Origin of the sequence: Citrobacter sp. 172116965 (genome assembly GCF_013458095.1) — a bacterium.
Taxonomy (GTDB): domain Bacteria; phylum Pseudomonadota; class Gammaproteobacteria; order Enterobacterales; family Enterobacteriaceae; genus Citrobacter; species Citrobacter braakii.
The window spans coordinates 3,552,261-3,576,377 of the sequence record NZ_CP046673.1; the positions used below are offsets into that span (position 1 = coordinate 3,552,261).

Annotated in this window: 20 protein-coding genes; 8 read left to right on the forward strand and 12 right to left on the reverse strand. The window is 52.1% G+C overall.

The genetic code is table 11. The features are described 5' to 3' along the window. Nucleotides 1-66: 66 nt before the first annotated feature. Entirely contained in the window at nt 67-1,965 is a 1,899-nt protein-coding gene (locus GPJ68_RS17330; RefSeq protein ID WP_016153885.1) for a methyl-accepting chemotaxis protein, read from the reverse strand. Between the two features lie 374 nt (nt 1,966-2,339). On the opposite strand from GPJ68_RS17330, the gene GPJ68_RS17335 reads away from it, so the two are divergent. After that, complete coding sequence (locus tag GPJ68_RS17335; protein ID WP_016157066.1) at nt 2,340-2,879, forward strand: DUF2058 domain-containing protein; 540 nt, start codon at nt 2,340-2,342, stop codon at nt 2,877-2,879. A 104-nt stretch (nt 2,880-2,983) separates the two neighbouring features. Here GPJ68_RS17335 and pgtA read toward each other — a convergent pair whose 3' ends face one another. Genes pgtA through pgtC form a run of 3 tightly spaced genes read right to left on the reverse strand, consistent with a single transcriptional unit; the run spans nt 2,984 to nt 7,420 of the window. Beyond that, the gene (gene pgtA / locus GPJ68_RS17340) at nt 2,984-4,231 is read right to left on the reverse strand and encodes a two-component system response regulator PgtA (protein WP_016157067.1); all 1,248 of its coding nucleotides are present in this window, start codon (nt 4,229-4,231) and stop codon (nt 2,984-2,986) included. Then, nucleotides 4,221-6,215, reverse strand: a complete 1,995-nt coding sequence (gene pgtB, locus GPJ68_RS17345; protein WP_172452809.1) for a two-component system sensor histidine kinase PgtB — start codon at nt 6,213-6,215, stop codon at nt 4,221-4,223. The genes pgtA and pgtB overlap by 11 nt, the downstream gene beginning before the upstream one ends. Nucleotides 6,216-6,226: 11 nt before the next feature. Further along, nucleotides 6,227-7,420 carry a phosphoglycerate transport regulator PgtC gene (gene pgtC / locus GPJ68_RS17350; RefSeq protein WP_369707203.1) on the reverse strand — a complete coding sequence of 398 codons (1,194 nt, stop codon included), beginning with the start codon at nt 7,418-7,420 and terminating at the stop codon, nt 6,227-6,229. Between the two features lie 421 nt (nt 7,421-7,841). Here pgtC and pgtP point away from each other — a divergent pair, with 421 nt between their 5' ends. Further along, nucleotides 7,842-9,233, forward strand: coding sequence for a phosphoglycerate transporter PgtP (pgtP, locus tag GPJ68_RS17355; protein WP_016153890.1), 1,392 nt, complete (start codon nt 7,842-7,844; stop codon nt 9,231-9,233). 83 nt (nt 9,234-9,316) lie between these two features. On the opposite strand, the gene GPJ68_RS17360 is transcribed toward pgtP, so the two are convergent. Further along, entirely contained in the window at nt 9,317-9,559 is a 243-nt protein-coding gene (locus GPJ68_RS17360) for a DUF2545 family protein (protein ID WP_019077325.1), read from the reverse strand. A gap of 442 nt (nt 9,560-10,001) precedes the next feature. Between GPJ68_RS17360 and lpxP the strand changes: the two genes are divergently transcribed. Then, the gene (gene lpxP, locus GPJ68_RS17365) at nt 10,002-10,922 is read left to right on the forward strand and encodes a kdo(2)-lipid IV(A) palmitoleoyltransferase (RefSeq protein WP_016157070.1); all 921 of its coding nucleotides are present in this window, start codon (nt 10,002-10,004) and stop codon (nt 10,920-10,922) included. 41 nt (nt 10,923-10,963) lie between these two features. Here lpxP and GPJ68_RS17370 read toward each other — a convergent pair whose 3' ends face one another. Together GPJ68_RS17370 and GPJ68_RS17375 are read right to left on the reverse strand one after the other, a co-directional pair. After that, entirely contained in the window at nt 10,964-11,563 is a 600-nt protein-coding gene (locus GPJ68_RS17370) for a lysozyme inhibitor LprI family protein (protein ID WP_180836890.1), read from the reverse strand. Nucleotides 11,564-11,618: 55 nt separating this feature from the next. After that, nucleotides 11,619-12,323, reverse strand: coding sequence for an IS6-like element IS26 family transposase (locus tag GPJ68_RS17375; protein WP_001067855.1), 705 nt, complete (start codon nt 12,321-12,323; stop codon nt 11,619-11,621). 426 nt (nt 12,324-12,749) lie between these two features. Here GPJ68_RS17375 and ypdK point away from each other — a divergent pair, with 426 nt between their 5' ends. Then, a complete protein-coding gene (gene ypdK, locus GPJ68_RS17380; RefSeq protein ID WP_010723117.1) occupies nt 12,750-12,821 on the forward strand; it encodes a membrane protein YpdK in 72 nt (23 codons plus the stop codon). 65 nt (nt 12,822-12,886) lie between these two features. Here ypdK and alaC read toward each other — a convergent pair whose 3' ends face one another. Then, a complete protein-coding gene (gene alaC, locus GPJ68_RS17385; protein WP_016153894.1) occupies nt 12,887-14,125 on the reverse strand; it encodes an alanine transaminase in 1,239 nt (412 codons plus the stop codon). A 386-nt stretch (nt 14,126-14,511) separates the two neighbouring features. Between alaC and GPJ68_RS17390 the strand changes: the two genes are divergently transcribed. From GPJ68_RS17390 to GPJ68_RS17405, 4 genes are all read left to right on the forward strand, one after another. Next, a complete protein-coding gene (locus tag GPJ68_RS17390; protein ID WP_029139619.1) occupies nt 14,512-16,209 on the forward strand; it encodes a sensor histidine kinase in 1,698 nt (565 codons plus the stop codon). 14 nt (nt 16,210-16,223) lie between these two features. Continuing rightward, the gene (gene ypdB, locus GPJ68_RS17395) at nt 16,224-16,958 is read left to right on the forward strand and encodes a two-component system response regulator YpdB (RefSeq protein WP_016153896.1); all 735 of its coding nucleotides are present in this window, start codon (nt 16,224-16,226) and stop codon (nt 16,956-16,958) included. Between the two features lie 15 nt (nt 16,959-16,973). Then, nucleotides 16,974-17,837: an AraC family transcriptional regulator gene (locus GPJ68_RS17400; RefSeq protein ID WP_049268945.1), complete on the forward strand. Its 864-nt coding sequence runs from the start codon at nt 16,974-16,976 to the stop codon at nt 17,835-17,837. Nucleotides 17,838-17,936: 99 nt separating this feature from the next. Continuing rightward, nucleotides 17,937-18,125: a hypothetical protein gene (locus GPJ68_RS17405; RefSeq protein ID WP_032931709.1), complete on the forward strand. Its 189-nt coding sequence runs from the start codon at nt 17,937-17,939 to the stop codon at nt 18,123-18,125. Nucleotides 18,126-18,202: 77 nt separating this feature from the next. On the opposite strand, the gene ptsP is transcribed toward GPJ68_RS17405, so the two are convergent. From ptsP to GPJ68_RS17425, 4 genes are read right to left on the reverse strand one after another with little or no spacing between them, the layout of a single operon-like run. Beyond that, a complete protein-coding gene (ptsP, locus tag GPJ68_RS17410) occupies nt 18,203-20,698 on the reverse strand; it encodes a phosphoenolpyruvate--protein phosphotransferase (protein ID WP_080859863.1) in 2,496 nt (831 codons plus the stop codon). A 23-nt stretch (nt 20,699-20,721) separates the two neighbouring features. After that, nucleotides 20,722-21,762, reverse strand: coding sequence for an aminopeptidase (ypdE, locus tag GPJ68_RS17415; protein ID WP_172860635.1), 1,041 nt, complete (start codon nt 21,760-21,762; stop codon nt 20,722-20,724). Continuing rightward, nucleotides 21,762-22,847 carry an aminopeptidase gene (ypdF, locus tag GPJ68_RS17420; protein ID WP_104651190.1) on the reverse strand — a complete coding sequence of 362 codons (1,086 nt, stop codon included), beginning with the start codon at nt 22,845-22,847 and terminating at the stop codon, nt 21,762-21,764. Before ypdF ends, ypdE begins: the two co-directional genes overlap by 1 nt. 17 nt (nt 22,848-22,864) lie before the next feature. Next, nucleotides 22,865-24,112 carry a PTS fructose transporter subunit IIC gene (locus GPJ68_RS17425; protein WP_016157076.1) on the reverse strand — a complete coding sequence of 416 codons (1,248 nt, stop codon included), beginning with the start codon at nt 24,110-24,112 and terminating at the stop codon, nt 22,865-22,867. Between the last annotated feature and the right edge of the window lie 5 nt (nt 24,113-24,117).

Here is a 24,117-nt window from a genome sequence, read left to right on the forward strand (position 1 = left end):
CTCACGATAAGATGGTGAGGCTTAACCGACCCGGTATGTTCTCCGGGTCGGTTAAACGGCGTCAGGTCAGACAACAAAACGATTGACCAGATCCTTCATGGTGACAGACAGATTGTCCAGGCGCTGGCTGTCGCTTGCGGCCTGAGAAACCAACGCCGCGTTTTGCTGCGTGACCTGCTCCATAGGTCGCAGTGCCAGGTTAATCTGAGTTACCCCTTGCGATTGTTCCGTCGCTACACGAGCGATATCCGCAATATATTGCTTCATGCTGGTGGTATTGTCCGCCGCGGCTTCTAGCGCGGTAGCGGACGCCGTAACCCGCTCAACACCCTCACTAATTTTTACCATATTCTGCGCGACCAGCTCGCGGATCTGATTAGCTTCTTTGGCACAACGCTGCGAAAGATTCCGCACTTCACTGGCGACAACCGCAAACCCCCTGCCCATCTCTCCTGCCCGTGCAGCTTCCACTGCCGCATTCAGCGCCAGCAAGTTAGTCTGAAACGAAATATCGTCTATCGAGGTCACAATATTCGAGATTTTCTCACTGGAAGAGCGAATATCCCCCATGCTTTGATTTGCCGCACTGGCGACGTTACTGGCCTGGCGGACCTCTTTTTCCAGCCTGATTGTCAGATGCTCCGCTTCGCGGGCATTGTCCGCCGTTTGCGTAATCGTCGTGGAGAGCTGTTCCATACTGGCCACCGCTTGTACTATTGATGCTGCCTGTTCATCCGTGCGTTGGGCCAGGTCCTGATTACCCGCCGTAATGCTGCTGCTGGCATCGGATAAAACCACGGAGCCTTGTTTAATCTCCTGGACGATATGCTGAATACTTTCCAGCATCGTGTTATAGGCGCGATTAAGTGAGGAAAGCTCATCTTTCCCCGGGGTCGCCAGTCGTTGAGTCAGATCGCCGTTCATACCCGCAATCTTGCGGAGCGTGTCACTAAATTGACGATGCATATTGATAGCGATTGCCCCTGCGAACGCCAATGATGCCAGGAGCGCTAACAAGCTGACAATCATATATATTTGCCAGTTTTTTCGTGCATCCTGCGCGAGTTTTTCCGCATTCGCTAACAGAAGATTCGCCGTCACATCTTCTATCTGCCGCATCACTTCAATACGCTGGGTTTGAACCTTGAACCAGACAGTAGGATCGACATCAAATCCACCGTTCGCGGCATGACTAAACGCGGTTTCGCGTAATGAGAGGGCTTTTGACGCTTCTGTGGACTGTAAGCGGCTTTCCAGCATGGCCGCCTGTTCCGGAGGGCTCAGACGCAACGATTGTGCCAGCCAGACGTTCTGTTTACTGACGACATCACTGAGTTGATGTAACTGCCCCTCGGCGAAATGACCGGAGGAAAAGATATTTGACAGCAGCGCGCGTTCAATACCTGCTTGTTCTTTCAAATTCAGCAAGTTGTAGTAGGCGGCGAATGCGTTCGCCATCTCGCCTGAATCCGTCAACTGTCCCAACCTGCCCACAAAACTCAGCACATCAGCAATGACATTAGTATAAAACTTAACGACATCTGAGGCCGGAAGCCCCAATCGCGTGACGTTTTCCCGGATGGTGGCAAGCGACAGAATGTTTTTCTTAAACGTGGTGACAGAATTGGCGGCATCCCCTTCTGGTAATGCAGTATCGGACAGTGAACGCACAAAGACCTCGATCTCGCGATCGGTTAAAGCCCGCTGTGCGGTTAACTCATCTTTGAACGTCTTCCCTTCAGCCCCCAGAAATCCGACGCTCATTCCCCGTTCTTTTTGCAGCTCATGCACCACATTTCCGGCACTACGCGCGAGCGCTGTCAGTTGAGCAATATTCTCCATCTGCCGTTCTGTCTCAATGCGCGTCAATATTCCTGAACCAGCAAACCAACATAACGCCAATAATAGTGGTTGTAGCGCGATTATTAACTTCATTTTCATCGGCATTCGATAAACCCACCACATGCCACTTTCCTCCATTGTCCATATTTTCATTATGGTTATCGGCGCAATGAGGCTGCACTTTAAATTTGATCAAGAGACAACTGATTGTTTTTTAGATTAAATACCTGCCAAAATAACTCTATTTGATTACGACAATCAGGATAAATCACTGGAATATTTATATTTATGATATCTATTCTCAAGTTAGTTAAATCATTCAGCATATTATTTCTTATTAAAAAACGGGTTAACTATCAACACGATTCGGAAAGGGAGTAAGACACAGAACGGTGACGCCTACTGGAGATAACCGTCGTGGCACGGCCATTTTCTGGCATCCCGCCGAACGTTAAGGTTATAATCCTGACAACGATTTTATTGGATTAGAAGCGACGATGACAAAACTTACCCTACAAGAACAGATGCTTAAGGCAGGTCTGGTCAGCAGCAAAAAAGTGGCCAAAGTGCAAAGAACGGCGAAGAAATCGCGCGTTCAGGCTCGCGAAGCCAGAGAAGCGGTTGAAGAGAATAAAAAAGCGCAAATTGAGCGCGACAAGCAGCTCAGCGAACAGCAGAAACAGGCCGCGCTGTCTAAAGAATATAAAGCCCAGATCAAGCAACTGATTGAAATGAATAAAATCACCATTACCCGTGGCGATATTGGTTACAACTTTACTGATAATAACCTGATCAAAAAAGTCTATGTTGATAAGGTGACTCAGTCTCAGCTGATCAAGGGCCGTCTGGCCATTGCCCGACTGACGGCTGAAAGCGGCAACGATAGCGAATACGCCATTATCCCGGCTGTCGTCGCCGACAAGATTGCGCAGCGCGATGCAAGTTATATTGTTTTAAATTGCGAGCTGAGCCAGGAAGCGAAGGACGAAGACGATCCGTATGCTGATTTTGTCATCCCTGATGATTTGATGTGGTAAGAAAAACAACCAGATAATCACCCGGACTTCCGTTGCCTATTTCGGTGAACGCCAACGCCGCCACCGAAATACTCTCGACGTCCCTTCTCCCCCAATCCTGGCGACTAAAACTTATAGTGTTCTTTGCTCAGCCCGTATTTTCTCATGCGTAAATACAATTTTTTACGCGGGATTTGTAAATACTCCGCCACTTCATTAATGCGCCCCTGATGAATATTTAGCGCTTCAGTAATGATCTGTCGCTCGTACTCTTCAACCCGCCGATCGAGCGGTGTTGGTTCAGGCAGATGCAGCTGCGGATTCGCGGTTTCAGCCAGCGGGAGTAGCCCAACGGCAAAAAGCTCGGCGGCATTCGCCAGTTCTCGAACATTACTTAACCACACGCGACGCCGCATGCCTTTCAGTAACTCCCCTTCAACCTCGGGCACGGGATGGTTCAGGCGCAGACAGGCTTTCTGCAGGTAATGACGAAACAGCGGCTCAATATCATCCGGACGCTGTGACAGCGGCTGACAACCGATTTGCGTCATCGCAAAACAGTAGTAGAGTTCGGCCACAATCTGGTTGGTTGCCGCCAGTTCCACTAACGATGTGTCACCAATGCCTATCAGACGAAACGGACGCCGCTCCTGACTTTGCAGATGCACCAGATGGTGCTGCTGTTCACGTGTCAGGCACTCAATATGGCTCAGGACCAGCGTTCCTCCTTGCGCCTGTGCAATAAGGTCATTGAGTAGTCCCGCGTTCCCGGGCGTTAGTTCACTGCGGATAAACGGCCCATCAGCGCTGCGCCCAAGCTGATGCAAATACCGGGCTCCGGTCATACGTCCCGTTCCCGGCTCGCCATAAAACCAGACGGCAATATCCGTTTCCGCCAGGTGTTGCAGACGTTGACGATACTGATTGACCCAGTCACTGTAGCCGAGCAGTTCAACCTGAAGCTTTTGCTGGCAATAATGGCGACGGGCAATCACGGATTTTCTCTGACGCAGCGCATCCTCTACCAGCGACAGCAGTTTGCCGGGGTCGACCGGTTTTTGCAGAAAGTCCCATGCGCCTTTCTTTACTGCCTCCACCGCCATCGGGACATCGCCATGCCCGGTGATTAGCAAGATAGGTAGCTGATTATCATCCTGATGAAACAACGTCATCAGGTCTATTCCATTGCAGCCAGGCATACACACATCGCTCAGAACAATCCCCGGCCAGTCGGCTTGCAGCCAGTTTCGGGCATCAAAAGGGTTATTGCATGCATAGACACGGTACCCCTCTTGTTCAAGCAACAGAGTGTAAGCGTCGAGAACATCGGCATCATCATCAATCAGCAGAACAGAATAGTCATCACACAACATCGTTTACATCCGTCAGATTAAATTGCAGAACGACGCAGGCATTACGCCCCGGTGTCGACGCCAGGCGCAGCTCGCCGTTCATTTGCCCCATTAACGATACACAAATCGATAAGCCAATACCGAGCCCCACATCCTTACTGGTGGTAAACGGCTTTAATAGTGATGGCAATAACGCCTCCGGCCAGCCGGGGCCGTTATCGCAGACAAAGACGCACAATCGGCTGCCCTCAGCCTGCCAGTGAACCTCTATTTGCGCGCCAGTCGGACTGGCATCCAGCGCATTTGCCAGTACGTTTACCAGCACCTGCTGAATACGCACTTCATCACCTGTCACCCATACACTCTGGGCTGGAAGCGTCAGCGTACCCTGCTGAGGCTTATGCCGCATGGCCAACAGTTCCCAGGCGGCGCTGAATGTTTGTCGCAGATCGACCGGATGCAAAGGCGCGCCCGGCTCGGCCCGACGTGCAAACTGACGCAGCGAACGGATAATGGCATCAATACGGATAATCAGCCCCTCCGCTTTGGTTAACGTACTTCTGGCCTGAGCGGATTGTCCTTGTTCAATTGCCCTTCCCGCCGTAAACAGGTACATCGACAGCGCATTCAGCGGTTGGTTAATCTCGTGCGCCAGCGTGGTCATGGTCTGTCCAACCACTGCCAGTTTTGCCGTCTGGATCAGTTCATCCTGCGTTGCCCGGAGATCGGATTCTATCTCCTTGCGCTCTGTCACTTCCTGCTCCAGCTGATTTTTTTGCGCACTCAACTGGCCCAGAGTATGGCGCAGCAATCCTGCGATGCGCCCGAGCTCATCGCGCCCATAAACCGGGATGGTGGCATCCGTTCTGCCAAGACCAATTTGCACCACGGCCTGGTTGAGTGCGGTAAAACGCTTCACCAGACGCGAACGAATAAAGTAATGGTTGAGCCCCCAGGCGAGAAGTAGCGCCAGCAGCGTCGCCAGCAGAATAAGTCCACCGCTGACGCGAACAATTTGTTCCAGCCGCTGGTTAAACATCTGCATTTGCTGATGGCTACTCCCCAACTGCGCCTCAAGCAGTGTTCGAAAGCGCCCGAGCGTTGCCTCTCTGGCATGGTTAGCATCAACGAGCGCTTTTTGCGCGGCGACATAATCGCGCATGGTATCGGGCATTTTATTTTTCATCATCCCGATTTCCAGTAACTCATCAATGGTTTGCCGCAGGGTGATAGTACTGGGCCAGTCATCGAGGGTACGGATATTTTCATCCGCCGTTTTCTTCAGGTTCTCCAGATAGCGGATATGATTCTCCACCAGCATTCCGTCGTCGCTACCCGACTTCAGTTCATTGAGCCTGTCGCGTAAATCATCCACGATCTGATTTTCAATTCTTGCCAGGGTGTAAACCTGCTGCTGCTCGTTTTGTACCTCTCTGGCACGTTTGAGATACTGCGCTGCATCGCCGTTTTTGGCCTCAATTTGATCCAGCAACGTCCCCTGCTGCCAGGTAAAATCCTGCACCAGCGAATTCAGCTCAGTAGTAAAATCATCATGTAGCCAGTCGATGCGCGCGGAAAGTTCACTCACCTTTTCGCGCACGAGGAACATGTTGTAGAGCACCCGGTCCAGCTCCGCCATCAGCGCCCGACTGTCTTGCAAAATCACCGCCAACTGCTGTTGTTCTGCCGATTGTAATCCCCGGCTCAGCACCTCAATTTTGTCCAGATGAGAAATAATTTGATTGCGCAGTTGCAGCCTCACCGTGGTGTTGGGGGCCAACAGGAATTCATTAAGCTGATCCACAACCAGGTTGAGATTTCCTTCTATCAAAAAAGCGGAATGTACGCGCGGGAAGTAATCATCAAGTGAATAGCGTATCTGCGAGCTCTGCTCATGCCAGGAGTACAAACTGACGCAGCTTACGCTCAACGTCAGTAATGCGCCCGTCAGAAACGCTCCCCGCAGGCTGCTGCTGATGCTGAGCTGGCGCAGGCGTTGCAGTATCGAACCACCTTTCATTTTAACTCTTCCAGTTTGGATATCGCCTGACGCTGATTTTTAAGAAACCAGAGCTGCCACTCCATCATCTGCTGTTCGGCTACGCTTTTATTCTCAAATTGCGCAAGCCAGGCCTCATCCTCACTACTTCTGGCGTCTATCGGGACGCTGGTCAGTAATGCTCTGATTTCGGGTAGCGGGCGTTTCAGGCGCGCTTCCGCACTGTATAGCGCCCGCCAGGCATCTTTCAGCTGCGCGAGTCGAAAACTGATGGCGGTATCAAACATCCGCTGCACCAACTGTTGCCGCTTAAGGATCAGCCGATAATTAAGCGCGGGCTGGCTCATCAAAATAGCCTGCTGAGCGGCGCGTGGGTTATCAGGCGCGAGCTGCGTGACCGGATATTTCCCCGTGTTCGCATCCGCAAGGATCCGCTGTCCTTCCGGGCTTAACAGATAGCGGATAAAGCGACGCGCTTCGTTGGGGTGCTGGCTATTCTTGAGTACGGCAACATAGGTGGGTGACACCGCCGAGCGAGGGAAATAGGTAAAAGTAAGGTGCGGATCGTTAAGCAACAGGTTGGCATAGTTATCAATAACCGGCCCCGCCACGCCCAGACCGCTCTTAATTTTGTCGGCCACGCCAAAACTGCGTGATGAAATCGTTACCAGATTACCGGCGCTGGCCAACAGCGTCGCCCAGCCCTCTTCCCACCCTTTCTGTTGCAGCAGCGACTCAACCATCAGGTGGTTGGTATCGGAACGCGACGGGCTACTCATCAACAGCGCGTTCTGATATTTAGGCTGCGTTAAATCCCCCCAGTCGGCAGGCGGCGGAAGATGCCGCGCCGCCAGCGCAGAACGATTAATCAACAGGCCAAACCCTGATATCGCCACAGCCACGGAGGTCGAGCGAATCGAGTCTGGCACCAGCCGCTGGCTTTCAGGCAGCGCATTATCGAAAGGTGCCAGCTTCTGGTGCTCCTGAAGATGCTGCAACAGCATGGGTGATGAGGTCAAAATCAGATCGACGTTTTCCGCATTCGCAGTATCCAGCAACTGTTCCAGCGAACCGCTGGTCCGGTTTAACGTGCGAATCATCACTGACCCTGGCTCCGTCTGCCAGCGCTGGATAATCCAGGCCGTGGCCCCTGGGGAAAAGGTGGTCGCCATCACCAGCTCTTTACCCAGGACCTGGCAGCTCGCCGACAGCGACATAAAACAGAGCAAGAATGCCCAAAAACGCCCCCGGCCCAACAGTCTGTTTGTGATCCCGTTCATAAATACCAACATGTACAAAAAATAATATTGAGACAAAACTTACCCGTTTATCACCGCTGGGGGGAAGAATAAGGTTATTCGTAGAATAACCAAACGGAAAGTGACGACATCAGTAAAGAATACCCGAAAATGCAGCCTGAATTTGTTAATACCCGCACACGCCGATGATAAAAATGTCCGTGAAAGAATAGAATTGAAAATCCATTATTAAAAAAGAGTCAAAATCTGCCACGCCGCCCGAAAATTGAGTCAATAGTGACACATTTCATCAACTTGAGTTTCTTTGCCGTCTATTTCACTCTTCACTGCGAAAAATCCTGATATTCACATCAATAAAAAATTAGGTGATGATATGTTATCAATATTTAAGGCAGGACCAGCGGCGAATAAAGTCCCGGCGGAGAAAGTCCAGGCAACTTATGGCCGATACCGCATTCAGGCATTACTCAGCGTATTTCTTGGCTATCTTGCGTACTATATTGTGCGCAATAACTTCACGCTTTCGACTCCATATCTGAAGGAGCATCTGGATCTCAGCGCTACGCAGATTGGTTTACTCAGCAGCTGCATGCTTATTGCCTATGGGATCAGTAAAGGCATTATGAGCAGTCTGGCAGACAAGGCCAGCCCGAAAGTCTTCATGGCATGCGGCCTGATCCTGTGCGCTATCGTCAACGTAGGCCTGGGGTTCAGTACCGGATTCTGGATATTCGCCGCGTTGGTCGTTTTCAACGGTTTGTTTCAGGGGATGGGCGTTGGCCCTTCATTTATTACCATCGCTAACTGGTTTCCACGTAAAGAACGTGGACGCGTTGGCGCATTCTGGAATATCTCACACAACGTTGGCGGTGGTATTGTCGCCCCGATTGTTGGCGCCGCGTTTGCCATTTTGGGGAGCGAACACTGGCAAAGCGCCAGCTATATTGTTCCGGCCTGTGTTGCCGTACTGTTTGCTTTTATTGTGCTGATGCTGGGGAAAGGTTCACCACGCCAGGAGGGTTTACCGGCTCTGGAACAAATGATGCCGGAAGAAAAAGTCGTATTAAATTCCCGACACGCTGTCCAGGCGCCAGAAAATATGAGTGCCTTCCAGATCTTCTGCACCTATGTATTGCGTAATAAGAATGCCTGGTATGTTTCACTGGTAGACGTCTTTGTCTATATGGTGCGTTTTGGTATGATTAGCTGGCTGCCAATTTATTTATTAACCGAAAAACATTTCTCGAAAGAGCAAATGAGCATAGCTTTTCTGTTTTTCGAATGGGCGGCAATTCCTTCCACATTACTGGCGGGTTGGCTCACCGATAAACTGTTTAAAGGCCGTCGCATGCCGCTGGCCATGATCTGTATGGCGCTGATTTTCGTCTGCCTGATCGGTTACTGGAAAAGTGAATCGCTGCTGATGGTCACTATTTTTGCCGCCATCGTGGGTTGCCTGATTTATGTTCCGCAGTTCCTGGCCTCCGTTCAGACCATGGAAATCGTCCCCAGCTTCGCAGTAGGTTCTGCGGTAGGGTTACGCGGATTCATGAGCTACATTTTTGGCGCATCGCTGGGAACCAGCCTGTTTGGCGTGATGGTCGATAAAATGGGATGGCATGGCGGCTTCTATCTGTTGATGGGCGGGATTGTCTGCTGCATCCTGTTCTGCTACCTCTCCCATCGCGGCGCGCTGGAACTCGAACAACAACGGAAAAACGCTCAGCAAGAGGAAGCGTCACTCCAGTTGGCTGATGCCCGGTAACCGATTTGAGTCTCGCAAAAAGTGCCAGCGATGCTGGCACTTCAATACATTCAGATAAAGAATAAATAGCTCAACGTGATAATTTATTGCTTACCGTAACCCACCATAAAGCGGATGATCAAACCGCATGCTGGGGCAAGAAAAAGGAATAATCCGGTAACCATCTCGTTACCATTGGTCAACTGCATAGTAAAAACGTAAATTAATGCCGTGAGTATGGCCATGCCGATAAAAGCACTTATTGACGCCGCAGTCCCCATAACCTGCCAGATATAGCAACTGACGCTCAGAATGCTCAACGCGAGAAAGATCCAAAAATAGAACATAGCGATACCTCCTGTTTGCCGTAAAAATTTACGTAAGTCCTTACACTCCCTTGAGTTTATATTCTAAGACAATTCCCAATGGTTCGCAATTTAAGCAACATTTTCGTTACAAAAATCACTCAATCGCTGACTACTAATTTATTCGACAGCCGTTTATTTAATCGTCATAAAAACAACGCATTATATATCGACTCATTTTTGACCTTAATCGCCGTAAAAACATTTACGCATCTTGAGTAATTATTTCTGGCTGACATTAATATTCGGGTGTACATTGAGCGTCCGATCATTCATGCCCCTTCCTGGTTTTGTCCTGACTCAGTTTTACACTCTTTACAGGAACCAATGTCGTTCATGGCGGCCTAACGATCAGTACAGACTGTAAAGCGGCAGACTAAAGAATCTTCGCGATACACCTATTTCGTATCAACAACAGGTGCTTATGTTCCCCCAATGTAAATTTTCACGCGCGTTTTTGCATCCGCGCTACTGGCTCACATGGTTTGGCGTCGGTGTGCTCTGGTTACTGGTACAACTTCCCTATCCCGTATTGTGTTTTCTTGGTACCCGTACAGGAACGCTGGCTCGTCCATTTTTAAAACGCCGTGAATCTATTGCTCATAAAAATCTCGAACTCTGTTTCCCAAATCTGTCGCAAGAAGAAAGAGACAAACTGGTCGATGAGAACTTCCGTTCACTCGGCATGGCGCTGCTTGAAACGGGTATGGCCTGGTTCTGGCCGGATCGCCGGGTACGCAAATGGTTTGATGTAGAAGGGCTGGACAACCTGAAACGCGCACAGATGCAAAACCGTGGCGTGATGGTGGTAGGCGTACACTTTATGTCACTCGAATTGGGTGGTCGCGTAATGGGACTTTGCCAACCGATGATGGCAACCTATCGCCCGCACAACAATAAGTTGATGGAGTGGATCCAAACCCGCGGTCGTATGCGCTCCAACAAGGCCATGATCGGCAGAAATAATCTGCGCGGTATTGTCGGCGCCCTGAAAAAAGGGGAAGCGGTATGGTTTGCCCCCGATCAGGACTACGGTCGTAAAGGGAGTTCATTCGCCCCCTTCTTCGCAGTCAAAAACGTCGCGACCACCAACGGTACTTACGTGCTGTCACGGTTATCGGGCGCAGCGATGCTGACCGTAACCATGGTGAGAAAAGCAGATAACTCCGGTTACCGCCTGTTCATCACGCCAGAAATGGAAGGTTATCCAACAGATGAAAGCCAGGCAGCGGCGTATATGAACAAAATTATCGAAAAAGAGATCATGCGCGCGCCCGAGCAGTATCTCTGGATCCACCGTCGCTTCAAAACTCGCCCGATGGGTGAAGCCTCGTTGTACATCTAAAAAGAAAGGCCGAAAGGCCTTTCTTTTTTTCTGCGCCTGAATTACTTCACGCCCCACTTGTTCTGTAATTCAGCCATTCGCTCATTGTAGTTACGGGCTATACACGCTGGCTTATCCTGATCTTTCCAGCATTCGTTACGCCCTTTCACCCAGCCGCGTTGCTCTGCTTTGAGCGTCGGGTTATTACTCGATTTTACCAGCGCCTGCTTGTAGGCCCCGTTCAATGCCAAATCCATGGCTGAGAGCGAAGGACTTTGACAGATAACCTCTTCGATACTGCCCTTTGCTACCGCAGAACAGGAAAAAGAAGGCCCGTTGCTGGTCGATTTCTTTGCCCCTGAAAAGTCGATATTGTCTTCAGGCAGGCAAATCCCGTGCTTACGATTAGGCCCGGTCCAGGAAACGTCCGGATTCCCGTCATCTTTACGGGAGATAGACACGGTATTGTTACCGCTTTTTGCTTCCCAGTAATTTTCATTGAAGGCCTTTACCGTCGCCTTAGTGCCATCAATCCAGATATTGCCTTTACCATCACTATTCACACCACCAATACTTGCGCAGCTGAAATTGAATGCCATCGGCGAGGCCGCCATCGACGTCACTGGCGTAAGAACGAGTGCTAACATCATTAATCTGGTCATTTTGGCACTGTTGCAAAGTTAGCGATGAGGCAGCCTTTTGTCTTATTCAAAGGCCTTACATTTCAAAAACTCTGCTTACCAGGCGCATTTCGCCCAGGGGATCACCATAATAAAATGCTGAGGCCTGGCCTTTGCGTAGTGCACGCATCACCTCAATACCTTTGATGGTGGCGTAAGCCGTCTTCATGGATTTAAATCCCAGCGTGGCGCCGATTATCCGTTTCAGTTTGCCATGATCGCATTCAATCACGTTGTTCCGGTACTTAATCTGTCGGTGTTCAACGTCAGACGGGCACCGGCCTTCGCGTTTGAGCAGAGCAAGCGCGCGACCATAGGCGGGCGCTTTATCCGTGTTGATGAATCGCGGGATCTGCCACTTCTTCACGTTGTTGAGGATTTTACCCAGAAACCGGTATGCAGCTTTGCTGTTACGACGGGAGGAGAGATAAAAATCGACAGTGCGGCCCCGGCTGTCGACGGCCCGGTACAGATACGCCCAGCGGCCATTGACCTTCACGTAGGTTTCATCCATGTGCCACGGGCAAAGATCGGAAGGGTTACGCCAGTACCAGCGCAGCCGTTTTTCCATTTCAGGCGCATAACGCTGAACCCAGCGGTAAATCGTGGAGTGATCGACATTCACTCCGCGTTCAGCCAGCATCTCCTGCAGCTCACGGTAACTGATGCCGTATTTGCAGTACCAGCGTACGGCCCACAGAATGATGTCACGCTGAAAATGCCGGCCTTTGAATGGGTTCATGTGCAGCTCCATCAGCAAAAGGGGATGATAAGTTTATCACCACCGACTATTTGCAACAGTGCCGTCATTTTTAACCTTTTCATAATCTCATTCCGCGAAAAATTAACCGCATTAACATCATGGAGATATGAGAATTCTCCGAGTAAACATTTCGTCGCTCAATAGCAATTTATTACCGACAGAAATTAAACTGTCGCCGAATCACGACACTTGTAAGTTATTAAAATTAAATAAAAAAATGCCTCTTGTCTCACCTCATTTTTAGGCGTACATTAGCGCCGTCTGGAGCATAAAAGCTCAGAATTCTGAGGTGATGCAGACAAGCAAACGAAGGGAATTCTCCATTTCGTTTACGCGTGCATCAGCTCTCTGTCAGGTTAGCATATGTTCATTTAGACGTACCTCAGGTACGCGGAGAGATGAAAAGTGAAATATTTCTTTATGGGCATTTCTTTTATGGTCATCGTTTGGGCCGGTACTTTCGCCCTGATGATCTAAATTAAAAGACGCAGCAAAAAAACAGGAGCCTGATGGCTCCTGTTTGCTTTTGGGGAAACGTGTTGTTAGTCGGTACTTTCAGTGGCCGATTTTGCACTGGCAGGCAGTAAGCCATCGGCGCGGAACATTGCTTTGATGCCACGGATCGCCTGGCGGGTACGGTCGCGGTTTTCAATTAACGCAAAGCGCACGTGCGTATCACCATAATCACCAAAACCAATCCCCGGCGAAACGCATACCTTCGCCTCGTTCAGCAGTTTCTTGGCAAATTCAAGTGAGCCCATCGCGGCGTATTGCTCTGGGATTTTCGCCCAAACGTACATCGAGGCCTTGGGCATCTCGACCATCCACCCGGCTTCATGCAGCCCCTTAACCAGCACATCTCGACGACGTTTATATTGCTCAGCAATATCCCGCACGCACTGCTGATCGCCTTCCAGCGCGGCGATTGCTGCAACCTGCAACGGAGTAAAGGTTCCGTAATCGTGATAGCTCTTAATTCGAGCCAGCGCGTTCACCAGCGTTTTGTTACCTACCATAAAACCGATACGCCAGCCCGCCATGTTGTAGCTTTTCGATAGGGTGAAAAACTCCACCGCGACATCACGAGCGCCCGGTACCTCCATAATCGACGGCGCTTTCCAGCCATCGTAGACGATATCGGCATAGGCCAGGTCATGAACCACCAGCACGTCATAGCGTTTAGCCAGGGCCACAACTTTTTCGAAGAACTCCAGCTCGACGCACTGCGCAGTCGGGTTGGAAGGAAAACCTAAGATCATCATCTTCGGTTTCGGGTAGCTTTCGCGAATCGCTCGCTCCAGCTCATTAAAGAAATCGACGCCTTCGACCAGCGGCACTGAACGTACCTGCGCGCCGGCAATCACCGCGCCATAAATATGGATCGGATAGCTCGGGTTCGGTACGAGGACCGTATCGCCGTGATCCAGCGTAGCCAGCATCAGGTGCGCCAATCCTTCTTTCGAGCCAATCGTCACAATCGCTTCGGATTCCGGATCGATCTCAACGTCATAGCGTTCCTGGTACCAACGGGAAATTGCCCGACGCAGACGCGGAATGCCGCGCGAGGTGGAGTAACCGTGCGTATCCGGGCGCTGCGCCACGGTACAGAGTTTTTCGACGATGTGAGGAGGCGTGGCCCCATCCGGGTTCCCCATGCTGAAATCGATAATATCTTCGCCGCGCCGACGCGCAGCCATCTTTAGCTCAGCAGTGATGTTAAAAACGTAAGGGGGAAGACGATCAATACGCGTAAAGCGACGTTCAGGGCGGGAGTCAGCCATAATATCCTCAGATTAACGTTAGCGCCCGGACCGTCCGAGCGACGCTGCCACGATGGTGGCACGTTTAGAAAATAGCCTGAATAATTTCCTTCTGTCGAGAGGCAAAACAAAATATTTTTTATTGAGATAAAAGAGGAATAGCCAGAAAAAATGAGGAAATAAAATTTTCACACTCCGCTTAAAATTACCACTATTTAACATTTTATTGTTAAACATATTACTTTGTGCGCTCCGTTGACAGGACAGGCATTGTAAATACAACAATCATGCAACAATCCCCTTTTAATATTAAGGTTTTTCCCCATTAGCTACAGGCTGCGGGTGTGCTGGTCATCCAGCCTCAGGTTACCTATCATAGAGGTTTAACCCTTGCGCAAGAGTCACCCGTGCACGAAATATTCAATATGCTGCTGGCGGTATTCGACCGGGCAGCGCTGATGCTGTTCTGTCTGTTTTTCCTGATTCGTATCCGCCTGTTTCGCGAACTGTTGCACAAGTCAGCCCACTCCCCGAAAGAGCTGCTCGCCGTTACCGCGATTTTCTCAATGTTTGCCCTGTTCAGTACCTGGTCCGGCGTACCGGTTGAAGGCTCACTGGTTAACGTACGTATTATCGCCGTCATGTCAGGGGGAATTCTGTTCGGTCCCTGGGTCGGTATCATTACAGGCCTGATCGCGGGCACCCACCGCTACCTGATCGACATCGGCGGCGTAACCGCCCTGCCCTGCTTTATCACCAGCATTCTGGCAGGCTGCATTGCCGGCTGGATCAACCGTAGGATCCCCAAAGCGCAGCACTGGCGTGCGGGTATTTTAGGCGGAATGCTGTGCGAATCTCTGACCATGATCCTCGTCGTCGCCTGGGCGCCCACCACCGAACTGGGGCTGGATATCGTCTCGAAGATCGGCATCCCAATGATTCTTGGTAGTGTCTGCATTGGTTTTATCGTCATGCTGGTGCAAAGCGTGGAAGGCGAGAAAGAAGCCAGCGCCGCGAAGCAGGCTAAGCTGGCTCTGGATATCGCCAACAAAACTCTGCCGCTTTTTCGCCAGGTCAATAGCGAATCGCTTCGCCAGGTGTGCGAAATTATTCGCCATGATATCCATGCTGATGCCGTCGCTATTACCAACACCCAGCACGTGCTGGCCTACGTTGGCGTGGGTGAACTTAACTACCGCGATAATGATGATTTCGTCAGTCCGACTACGCAACAGGCGATCAATTACGGAAAAATCATCATTAAAAACAATGATGAAGCGCACCGTACGCCGGAAATACACTCCATGCTGGTGATTCCGCTTTGGGAGAAAGGTGTTGTCACCGGTACGCTAAAAATCTACTACTGTCACGCCCACCAGATAACCTCCTCGCTACAAGAAATGGCCATCGGCCTGTCGCAAATTATCTCGACTCAGTTGGAAGTCTCCCGGGCGGAGCAGCTACGCGAAATGGCAAATAAGGCAGAGCTGCGTGCGCTACAAAGTAAAATAAATCCCCATTTCCTGTTTAACGCCCTGAACGCAATTTCATCGTCGGTGCGGCTCAATCCAGACACAGCGCGCCAGCTGATTTTTAATTTATCGCGCTATCTTCGCTATAATATTGAATTAAAAGACGATGAGCAGATCGACATCAAAAAAGAGCTGTATCAAATCAAGGATTACATCGCCATCGAACAGGCCCGTTTTGGCGACAAGCTGACGGTTATTTATGATATCGATGAAGAGGTAAGCTGTTATATTCCCAGCCTGCTGATTCAGCCGCTGGTAGAGAACGCTATCGTCCATGGGATTCAGCCCTGCAAAGGAAAAGGGGTGGTCACCATCAGCGTTGCGGAGTGCGGTAATCGGGTACGGATTGCCGTGCGGGATACGGGCCACGGCATCGATCCAAAAGTGATTGAACGGGTCGAATCCAATGAAATGCCGGGCAATAAAATTGGTCTGTTGAATGTGCATCATCGCGTTAAGCTGCTCTACGGCGAGGGCCTCCATATCCGCCGTCTGGAGCCAGGCACAGAGATTGCCTTTTATGTGCCTAATCAGCACTCGCCCGCAGCCGCACCGGCCACATTGTTGCTTTAACCAGGAGTGAAGTCGTGAAAGTCATCATTGTTGAAGATGAATTCCTGGCCCAACAGGAACTTAGCTGGCTGATAAAAGAGCACAGCCAGATGGAGATTGTCGGCACATTTGACGACGGTCTGGACGTGCTGAAATACCTCCAGCACAACCGCGTTGACGCCATTTTTCTGGATATCAATATTCCCTCGCTGGATGGCGTCCTGTTGGCGCAAAACATCAGCCAGTTCGCGCACAAGCCCTTTATTGTCTTTATTACCGCGTGGAAAGAGCACGCTGTTGAAGCCTTTGAACTGGAGGCCTTTGACTACATCCTGAAGCCGTATCAGGAATCACGCATCGTCGGCATGCTGCAAAAGCTGGAAGCAGCCTGGCAGCAACAGCAAACGGGAACCTCGCCTGCCAGTCCGGTGACCCGCGAAAACGATACGATCAATCTGATCAAAGATGAGCGGATCATCGTGACCCCGATCAACGACATCTACTACGCAGAAGCCCATGAAAAGATGACGTTTGTCTACACCCGGCGCGAATCGTACGTGATGCCAATGAACATCACTGAATTTTGCAGCAAATTGCCTGCTTCGCATTTCTTCCGCTGCCACCGCTCGTTCTGTGTGAATCTGAATAAAATCCGCGAGATCGAACCCTGGTTTAACAACACCTACATTTTGCGCTTAAAAGATCTGGAATTTGAAATCCCGGTGAGTCGGAGTAAAGTGAAAGAGTTCAGGCAGTTAATGCACTTATAGCGCAGAGAAATAGCGATGAAAGAGCCAGGCCTCCCCGCAGACCAACAGTTTTTCGCCGATCTGTTCAGCGGCCTGGTATTGAACCCGCAGCGTCTTGGCCGCGTGTGGTTCGCGACCCAGCCCACCACGTTTCCGTCCGGCAGTTTGTGTATTGACCTTCCGCGCCTCGATATCGTGCTGCGTGGCGAATACAGTAATCAACTGGAAAAACAGCAGCATAGTCTGCCTGAAGGCGACATGCTGTTTATCCCGGCGAAAGCGGCGAATTTGCCCGGTAGCGATAAGCCCGTGATGCTACTGAGTCTGGTGTTTTCTCCGGCCTGGCTGGGGCTCTCTTTTTACGATAATCGAACGGCATCGCTGTTACGTCCGATCCGCCGTATTGAGTTACCACATCCGCAGCGCGGCGAAGGCGAGGCGATGCTCACCGCATTAACCCATTTAAGCCGCTCTCCTCAGGCCCAGGATATTATTCAGCCGCTGGTGCTTAGCCTGCTGCATCTGTGTCGTAGCGTGGTGAATACCCGCCCTGACACAGAGCGTCCGCGCGCTGAATTTCTCTATCACAGTATGTGTAACTGGGTGCAGGATAACTATGCCCAACCGCTGACCCGGGAAAGCGTAGCGCAGTTTTTTAATATCACGCCCAACCACCTGTCAAAAGTGTTTGCCCAGCACGGCACCATGGGGTTCGTCGAGTATCTGCGGTGGGTCAGAATGGCGAAGGCGCGCATCATCTTACAGAAATACCATCTGTCGATTAGCGAAGTCGCACAGCGGTGCGGGTATCAGGACAGTAATTATTTCTGCCGCCTGTTCCGGCGTCAGTTTGGCCTGACTCCGGGAGAGTACAGCGTACGTTTTCAGTCAGCACGTTAAGTGAGACAACGCCAACAGGTTAGTAATATCCGTTTGCATCGTTGTAAAATAACGGCATGTAGCTCCCCCTGCAGGCTTACTCAATAAAGTGAATATGCGATGAAAAACAGACGTGCACTCTCCCTGATGTGTTTTCAGATGCTGGAATCAGGTGCGGATCGTCAGACCGTGAAAAGAGCCCTTACCTCCCGCCGTGTTAAAGCTCGCCAGGCGGTGGTTCTGCTCTGTAAGCAAGAAATGACGCTCTTAAGAGCCGGGAAACTGCCGGTGCCAAACGCGCCGCATTGATGATGCCGCTTTCCGGTCGCGTTCACCCAGCCTGCAACCAGATCGTCGCAGGCTGGAGAGCACTCTTTCAATGAAGCTTAAAACGTCAGTTCCGCCTCCAGCAACGCGAGAATACTGTCGGCATTTTCAGCGGCAAACAACGACTGGCGGAATGGCTTGTTCACCAGCTTACGCGCCAGCTGCGAGAAGACCTTCACGTGGTTAATGCCTTCATCAGCCCCCAGCGTCAGCATGATAACCAGTTCCACTTCGCCCATCTCTGACTGCCAGTCAACGGGATGAGCAAGCCGGGCAATACTGATGCTGGAATGGCGGATCCACTGGGACTTAGTGTGCGGAATAGCCACACCAAAACCGACAGCAGTGGTGACTATCTCTTCGCGCTGCCAGATATCTTCCTCCAGCTCAAACGGATGTTCAGTTCGCCCATTAACACCAAGATTGCCGCACAGAAACTGAATCACCTGCTCTTTGTTACTCAGAGATTCACCAACAAAGATGTTCTCCCGCGCCAGCAGCGGACGCACGTCTTTCTGCGGTGCAAACTGGTTGAGCAGATCTTCTATCTCTTGAGCGCTACGGCACTCACAGGCCCGTATGGCGAGTTCACGGCATGCCTGGCCCTCCAGTTGACGAAGCTGACTTTTCACCGCCGGAATACGTGGACTGCTCATGCTCAGCTCGTCGAGTCCTAAGCCCAGTAGCAGCGGTAAATAGCGTCCTTCGCCCCCCAATTCGCCGCAAATGCCCACCCATTTACCGCGTTCGTGCGCCACGCGGACAATCTGCTGCAACATTCGCAGGAACGACGGCGTAATCGGGTTGTACAACGGCGAAACGCGCGGGTTATTACGATCGACGGCGTACAGGTACTGGGTCATGTCGTTTGAACCAATACTGAAGAAATCCACCTCATCGCAGAAATGGTCGATGATGTAACACACCGACGGCACTTCAACCATAATCCCCAATGAAATTGTCGGAGCATGGCGTAAACCGTCGGCTTTCAGTGCCACCAGCGCTTTTTGCAGTTCGCTTTTTACCCACAAAATCTGGTCAAGGCTGTGCACCATTGGGATCATCAGTTGCGCATTGCCGAAGGTTGCCGCACGTAAGATGGCGCGCAGCTGCGTGCGAAACAGTCCGGCAAACTCTGGATAAATTCGCACCGCGCGGTAGCCCAGGAACGGATTATCTTCCTGCGGAATATTGAGGTAACGGATATTTTTATCCCCCCCAATATCCATGGTGCGAAAGATAACCGGCTTGTCGCCCGCGGCCAATAAGACCTGCTGGTAGGCTTCAAACTGTTCCTGCTCGTCGGGAGCGCTGTCGCGGTCCATAAACAGCATTTCAGTACGAAACAGCCCAATCCCTTCCGCGCCATTGGCAAACGCCCCCGGCGCTTCCAGCGCGGTACCGATATTCGCTGCAACGTCAATACGCTGATTATCTTTGGTCAGCGCGGGCTGGGCGGCATCCAGCGCCTGCCGCCGCTGGCATTCATCGGCCAGCTTCTGCGCAATCGCGTAATAACCGCGAACCGCATCGTCTGGATTGATGGCCAGAACCCCACAGCGGGCATCCAGTACCGCATGCTGGCCTGCATAGCGGCTAATGGCCTCCAGCGGCAAGCCGCTAAGCACCGGAATAGCCGACGCGCGAGCAAGGATTAGGGTGTGCGATGTGCGCCCTGTTTTCTCCAGGATCATGCCTGACAGATGCTGCAAATTGAGGCTTAAAAACTGGCTGGGCGTCAAATCCTCAGCGACCAGAATCGTCGGCTTATTCAGCACCAGCGCATTGCGCGGACGTCTTTCAGGCCAGGTGATGTGCAGCAGCTGTTCGCTGATATCACGGATATCGCTAACGCGCTCGCGCAGGTAATCGCTACCGGAGGCCGACAGCTTGTCGCACACCTGCTCCATATTGGCGATAATCGCCGCCCCTAACCCCAGATGCTGCTCCAGCATTAAGCGACGAATATTCCCGGCAAACTCGTCGTCCTGAATCAGAGACAGATGGGCGCTGAGGATGGTTTTACTCTCACCCTCACGCTCGCGCAGTTGCTGATTGAGCTGTTCGGCAAGCGTCGCCAGACTATGCTCCAGCCGGGTATTGTCTTCCGCACTCGGCGCAATCGCGCGATAGCTTTCCAGATTATCGCTCTGCCAAAGCGTGAGCGAACCTGCCCCCACGCCTCCTGCCAGCACGGTGCCATAAAGAAGGTCTGGGTTGAGGCGAATCAGCGAACGCGGCAACGGATGCGCCGCCAGTTCCGCCGGCGTCGGCTGAACGCTGTCACTGTCAATAAACCGGTGCAGGAGGTACTCCTCCAGCGCTCGCCGGGCCTGTTCTTCATCGCGACCGGTGATGGTTAAGCTACAACTGTCATTAAACAGCGTCCCGGTGCCAATCAGCGCCAGCGAGCTTTTCGCATCAGCCCTGGCGTTCTGGCGATGGTTAAGAAATATCACCTCACTTTGCCACTGGCTGCACTGCTCTTTCAGCTCCCACGCCGGACGCGCATGCAGGCCATTGGGTAGCGGGCAAAGAAATTGAATCGTTAGCATAACAACTCCTGATTAGCGCGAAATCAGCACCTGAAATCCGTCAGATGAACCACGGTTTCGCACGTAAGATGTGAAAGAAGAGCCGACAACAACTGCTGCGTCTGGATGATGTCACGGCAGTCGGCAATCGACGCCGCGCAGTGTCCATGCCGCGTAGCTGGCCCCATGACAACCGTGGGGATCCCCGTGCCGCTTACGTGCACCGCCCCACCGTCAGTGCCGCCGTTACTGAACATGTCAAGCTGCAGGGTAATGCCCGCATCGGTGGCCACGCTTTCAACCCACGCCGTCAGCTTTGGCGAGGCAATCAGCGATTTATCGCTTAACACCAGCATCGGGCCATTACCAATCTGTCGATGGTTGGCCGCACCATGATCATAGTTTTTGGCCCAGCAGGCGGTATCCAGCACGATCGCCACATCCGGGGCGACCGCGCGTGCTGCCGTTTGTCCTCCGCGCAGTCCCACTTCTTCACTGGAACTGGCCACCAGCCAGACCTCGCATGGGAGAATGGCGTTATGCCATTCGCGCAGCAGCGCCACCAGCAAATAACATCCAAGTCGATCATCAAAGGCTTTGCCCATGACTCGCTGGTGCGGCAAAACCTGAAACGTTGTGTCAAAGGTGACGCGATCGCCAGGGCGTACGCCGGCCTGAAGTACCTCGTCATAAGACCGCGCGCCAATGTCCACCTGCAGCGCACTGATGTCATTACCGCTGCGCACTCCGTCGAGCAGACCGGGAATTTTGCTCTCTTCACGGGTGGTGATCCGCACTGGCTGCAATTGCCTGGCCGCCATACGCACATTTCCCACCGGCAATACATCGATCGCTCCTTCGCTGGAAATACTGCGCACGATAAATCCCACTTCATCCATATGCGCGCAGATCATTACCTTCGGACCGGTTGATTCATTCAGACGGATCAGCACCGATCCCAGGCCGTCAAAGCGCACCTTTTTATGTAGATGATCCGCCTCTTCAAGCAGGATCTGCCGCACTTCCTGTTCTGAAGAGGCGATCGCGTCCGCCTCACTCAGCGCCTTCAGTAGCGATAAGTCCATTACGCTTCTCCCGTGTGTAACAATGTCTTCGCCATGGTGTAGAGCACCTCGCCGCCGTCTGGCGTAACCAGCACCACATCCTCAATACGCACGCCTCCCTGCCCCGGCAGATAAATACCTGGCTCAACGGTGAGCAGCATGCCAGCCGCCAGAGGCGTCGCGTCGGTGGGGGAAAAACGGGGATTTTCATGCACCTCAATGCCAATAGCGTGTCCGGTATTGTGACCAAACTCATCGCCATAGCCCGCCTGCGTAATGACCCGCCTGGCTGCGGCATCAACCTCATGGCAACGCCGACCTGGTCGAATTGCTGCCACCGCCGCACGCTGCGCCGCCAGGACAATCTGATACACGGAAAACAGCGGGCTTTCTTCCGCTGGTTGGTTTGCGTCTGGGATGCGAAATGTTCTCGTCATATCCGAACAATAGCCCTGATACTGCGCGCCAAAATCCAGCGTGATGAACTCACCCGCCTCGACACGCTTGTCGCTGGCTTTACCGTGCGGCAGCGCGCCGCGCCAGCCGCTGGCGACAATGGTGTCAAAAGAGGGTTTGTCTGCACCGAGCGTACGCATGTACCACTCCAGTTCAGCGGCGATTTCGCGCTCACTGAGGCCAGGTTGAATAAAGCGGCGAATATGTTCAGCACTAAGGTCAGCTATCCGGCAGGCTTCGCGAATGCAGGCTATCTCCTGCGCCGTTTTTACCTGCCGGAGCACATCCGGCACGGCACTCACTAGTCGGGCACGCAGTTTGCCCGACCATCCATTCACCGTATTCCAGCTTACCTGCTCGCCTTCAAATCCCACCGTCTGCAGCTTTTCGTCAGCAATAATGTGATTCACCCGTGAATACAGCGTCTGCGCGCCATCAAGTAGATGGATCTGATAGCCCTGAGTACGCGTGGCAACATCGGTGTAGTAACGGGCGTCGACCAGAATATGCGCGCTTTGATGGCTGATAAACACAAACCCTGAACCGCTGGAGATCCCCATATGCGGCTGTTTATTCTGCCGCGATGACAGCAGCATCGCATCGAGATGTTGCGCCGTTAGCCAGTCACGCAGCGAGGCAAGTAAGCTCATGGTCACAATCCTTTTAATCAGAGGCTTTCAATCAGCAATTTGCCTTTGCGGTACATCATGTTGCGCAGGAACACCACCATCAGCGCCGTAATCACCGCACCTAACAGGATCCCCGCCATATAGACGCCGAGGTTAGTGACCAGCGGCCATGCCCAGATAGCCGATTCCGGGAACCACTGCACCGCCCCCAGCCAGACGGCAGCCGTCGATCCGACAATAGCGCCAACCATATAGGATGGAATTGCCGTGATGGGGCTTTCCAGTGCAAACGGGATCGCCCCTTCGCTGATGCCCATAAACGCGAGGAACATTGCCGTTTTCCCTTGCGGGTAGAGCTGTGCGTTGAACAGGCGTTTGCCGGTTAAGCGCCGGTCGAGAAGCGTAGCCAACCCGAGGCCAATTGGAGGAATCACGATGGCAATAGAGCGTGCGGTTACCGGCAGAACGTGATCGGTAGTAAAGCTAAAGGCGACAAATCCTGCGGCTTTATTAATCGGACCGCCGAGGTCAATCGCCGTTGCCGCAGAAATCCCCATCGCGTACATCAGCGTGCCTTTCTCTCCAGCCGCCGTAAGCAGAGAACGAATTCCGCCGTTGATCCACCCGCCAAACGGCGTTATCACGTAATACATCGCCAACATGACGAAGATCGCGGAAAGAATGGGCAGTAAAAAGGTGGTTTTGAATGCCAGCAGGAAATCAGGCAACTGGATTTTTTGGTTCATCCACTTCACCAGATACCCGGCGACAATCGAGATAATCAGCGCGCCAATAAAGGTTGACGGGACGGGGGCACTGGTTGCCCATTGCAGCGTCGCTGGGTCAAAATTCAGTATCTGCGTGGGCTGAGTGGACATCAGTCCACCAATGAACCCCGCCGGAAACGCCAGCTTACCGCCGATAGAGTTGGCGACAAACGCGGCAAACATCGGAATAGCAAAACCAAACAGCACGCCGCCAAAAGATTGCGACAGCCAGGCAAACTTCAGTAATGAGAGATTAAAACCGCTGAATTTTCCGCTGTTCAGTGCATCCATGATGCCGGTGTCAGCAGGTATATCGAGCCAGCTATAGGCGATCAGTTGCGAGAAGGCGAGAATTACCCCGCCCATAATTAACGTCGGTACCATGCGCGAAATACCCGACATCACATGCTGCGGAAGTTCACCCCAGAAGCTATTGTGGGAGGCCGGTGGATTTTTTATTGCCGCTGCCGCACCAGATGCGCCAGGCACAACGGTTGCACTGCGTTTTTTAATGGCCATACGTA

What these genes read in the sequence shown, in the direction of transcription:
- alaC (WP_016153894.1), bottom strand. Translation starts at nt 14,125, where the DNA reads ATGGCTGACTCCCGCCCTGAACGTCGCTTTACGCGTATTGATCGTCTT.
- lpxP (WP_016157070.1), top strand. Translation starts at nt 10,002, where the DNA reads ATGTTCCCCCAATGTAAATTTTCACGCGCGTTTTTGCATCCGCGCTAC.
- pgtA (WP_016157067.1), bottom strand. Translation starts at nt 4,231, where the DNA reads ATGTTGTGTGATGACTATTCTGTTCTGCTGATTGATGATGATGCCGAT.
- GPJ68_RS17375 (WP_001067855.1), bottom strand. Translation starts at nt 12,323, where the DNA reads ATGAACCCATTCAAAGGCCGGCATTTTCAGCGTGACATCATTCTGTGG.
- ptsP (WP_080859863.1), bottom strand. Translation starts at nt 20,698, where the DNA reads ATGCTAACGATTCAATTTCTTTGCCCGCTACCCAATGGCCTGCATGCG.
- pgtP (WP_016153890.1), top strand. Translation starts at nt 7,842, where the DNA reads ATGTTATCAATATTTAAGGCAGGACCAGCGGCGAATAAAGTCCCGGCG.
- GPJ68_RS17405 (WP_032931709.1), top strand. Translation starts at nt 17,937, where the DNA reads ATGAAAAACAGACGTGCACTCTCCCTGATGTGTTTTCAGATGCTGGAA.
- GPJ68_RS17335 (WP_016157066.1), top strand. Translation starts at nt 2,340, where the DNA reads ATGACAAAACTTACCCTACAAGAACAGATGCTTAAGGCAGGTCTGGTC.
- GPJ68_RS17400 (WP_049268945.1), top strand. Translation starts at nt 16,974, where the DNA reads ATGAAAGAGCCAGGCCTCCCCGCAGACCAACAGTTTTTCGCCGATCTG.
- GPJ68_RS17330 (WP_016153885.1), bottom strand. Translation starts at nt 1,965, where the DNA reads ATGTGGTGGGTTTATCGAATGCCGATGAAAATGAAGTTAATAATCGCG.
- ypdE (WP_172860635.1), bottom strand. Translation starts at nt 21,762, where the DNA reads ATGGACTTATCGCTACTGAAGGCGCTGAGTGAGGCGGACGCGATCGCC.
- GPJ68_RS17360 (WP_019077325.1), bottom strand. Translation starts at nt 9,559, where the DNA reads ATGTTCTATTTTTGGATCTTTCTCGCGTTGAGCATTCTGAGCGTCAGT.
- GPJ68_RS17425 (WP_016157076.1), bottom strand. Translation starts at nt 24,112, where the DNA reads ATGGCCATTAAAAAACGCAGTGCAACCGTTGTGCCTGGCGCATCTGGT.
- ypdF (WP_104651190.1), bottom strand. Translation starts at nt 22,847, where the DNA reads ATGAGCTTACTTGCCTCGCTGCGTGACTGGCTAACGGCGCAACATCTC.
- GPJ68_RS17370 (WP_180836890.1), bottom strand. Translation starts at nt 11,563, where the DNA reads ATGACCAGATTAATGATGTTAGCACTCGTTCTTACGCCAGTGACGTCG.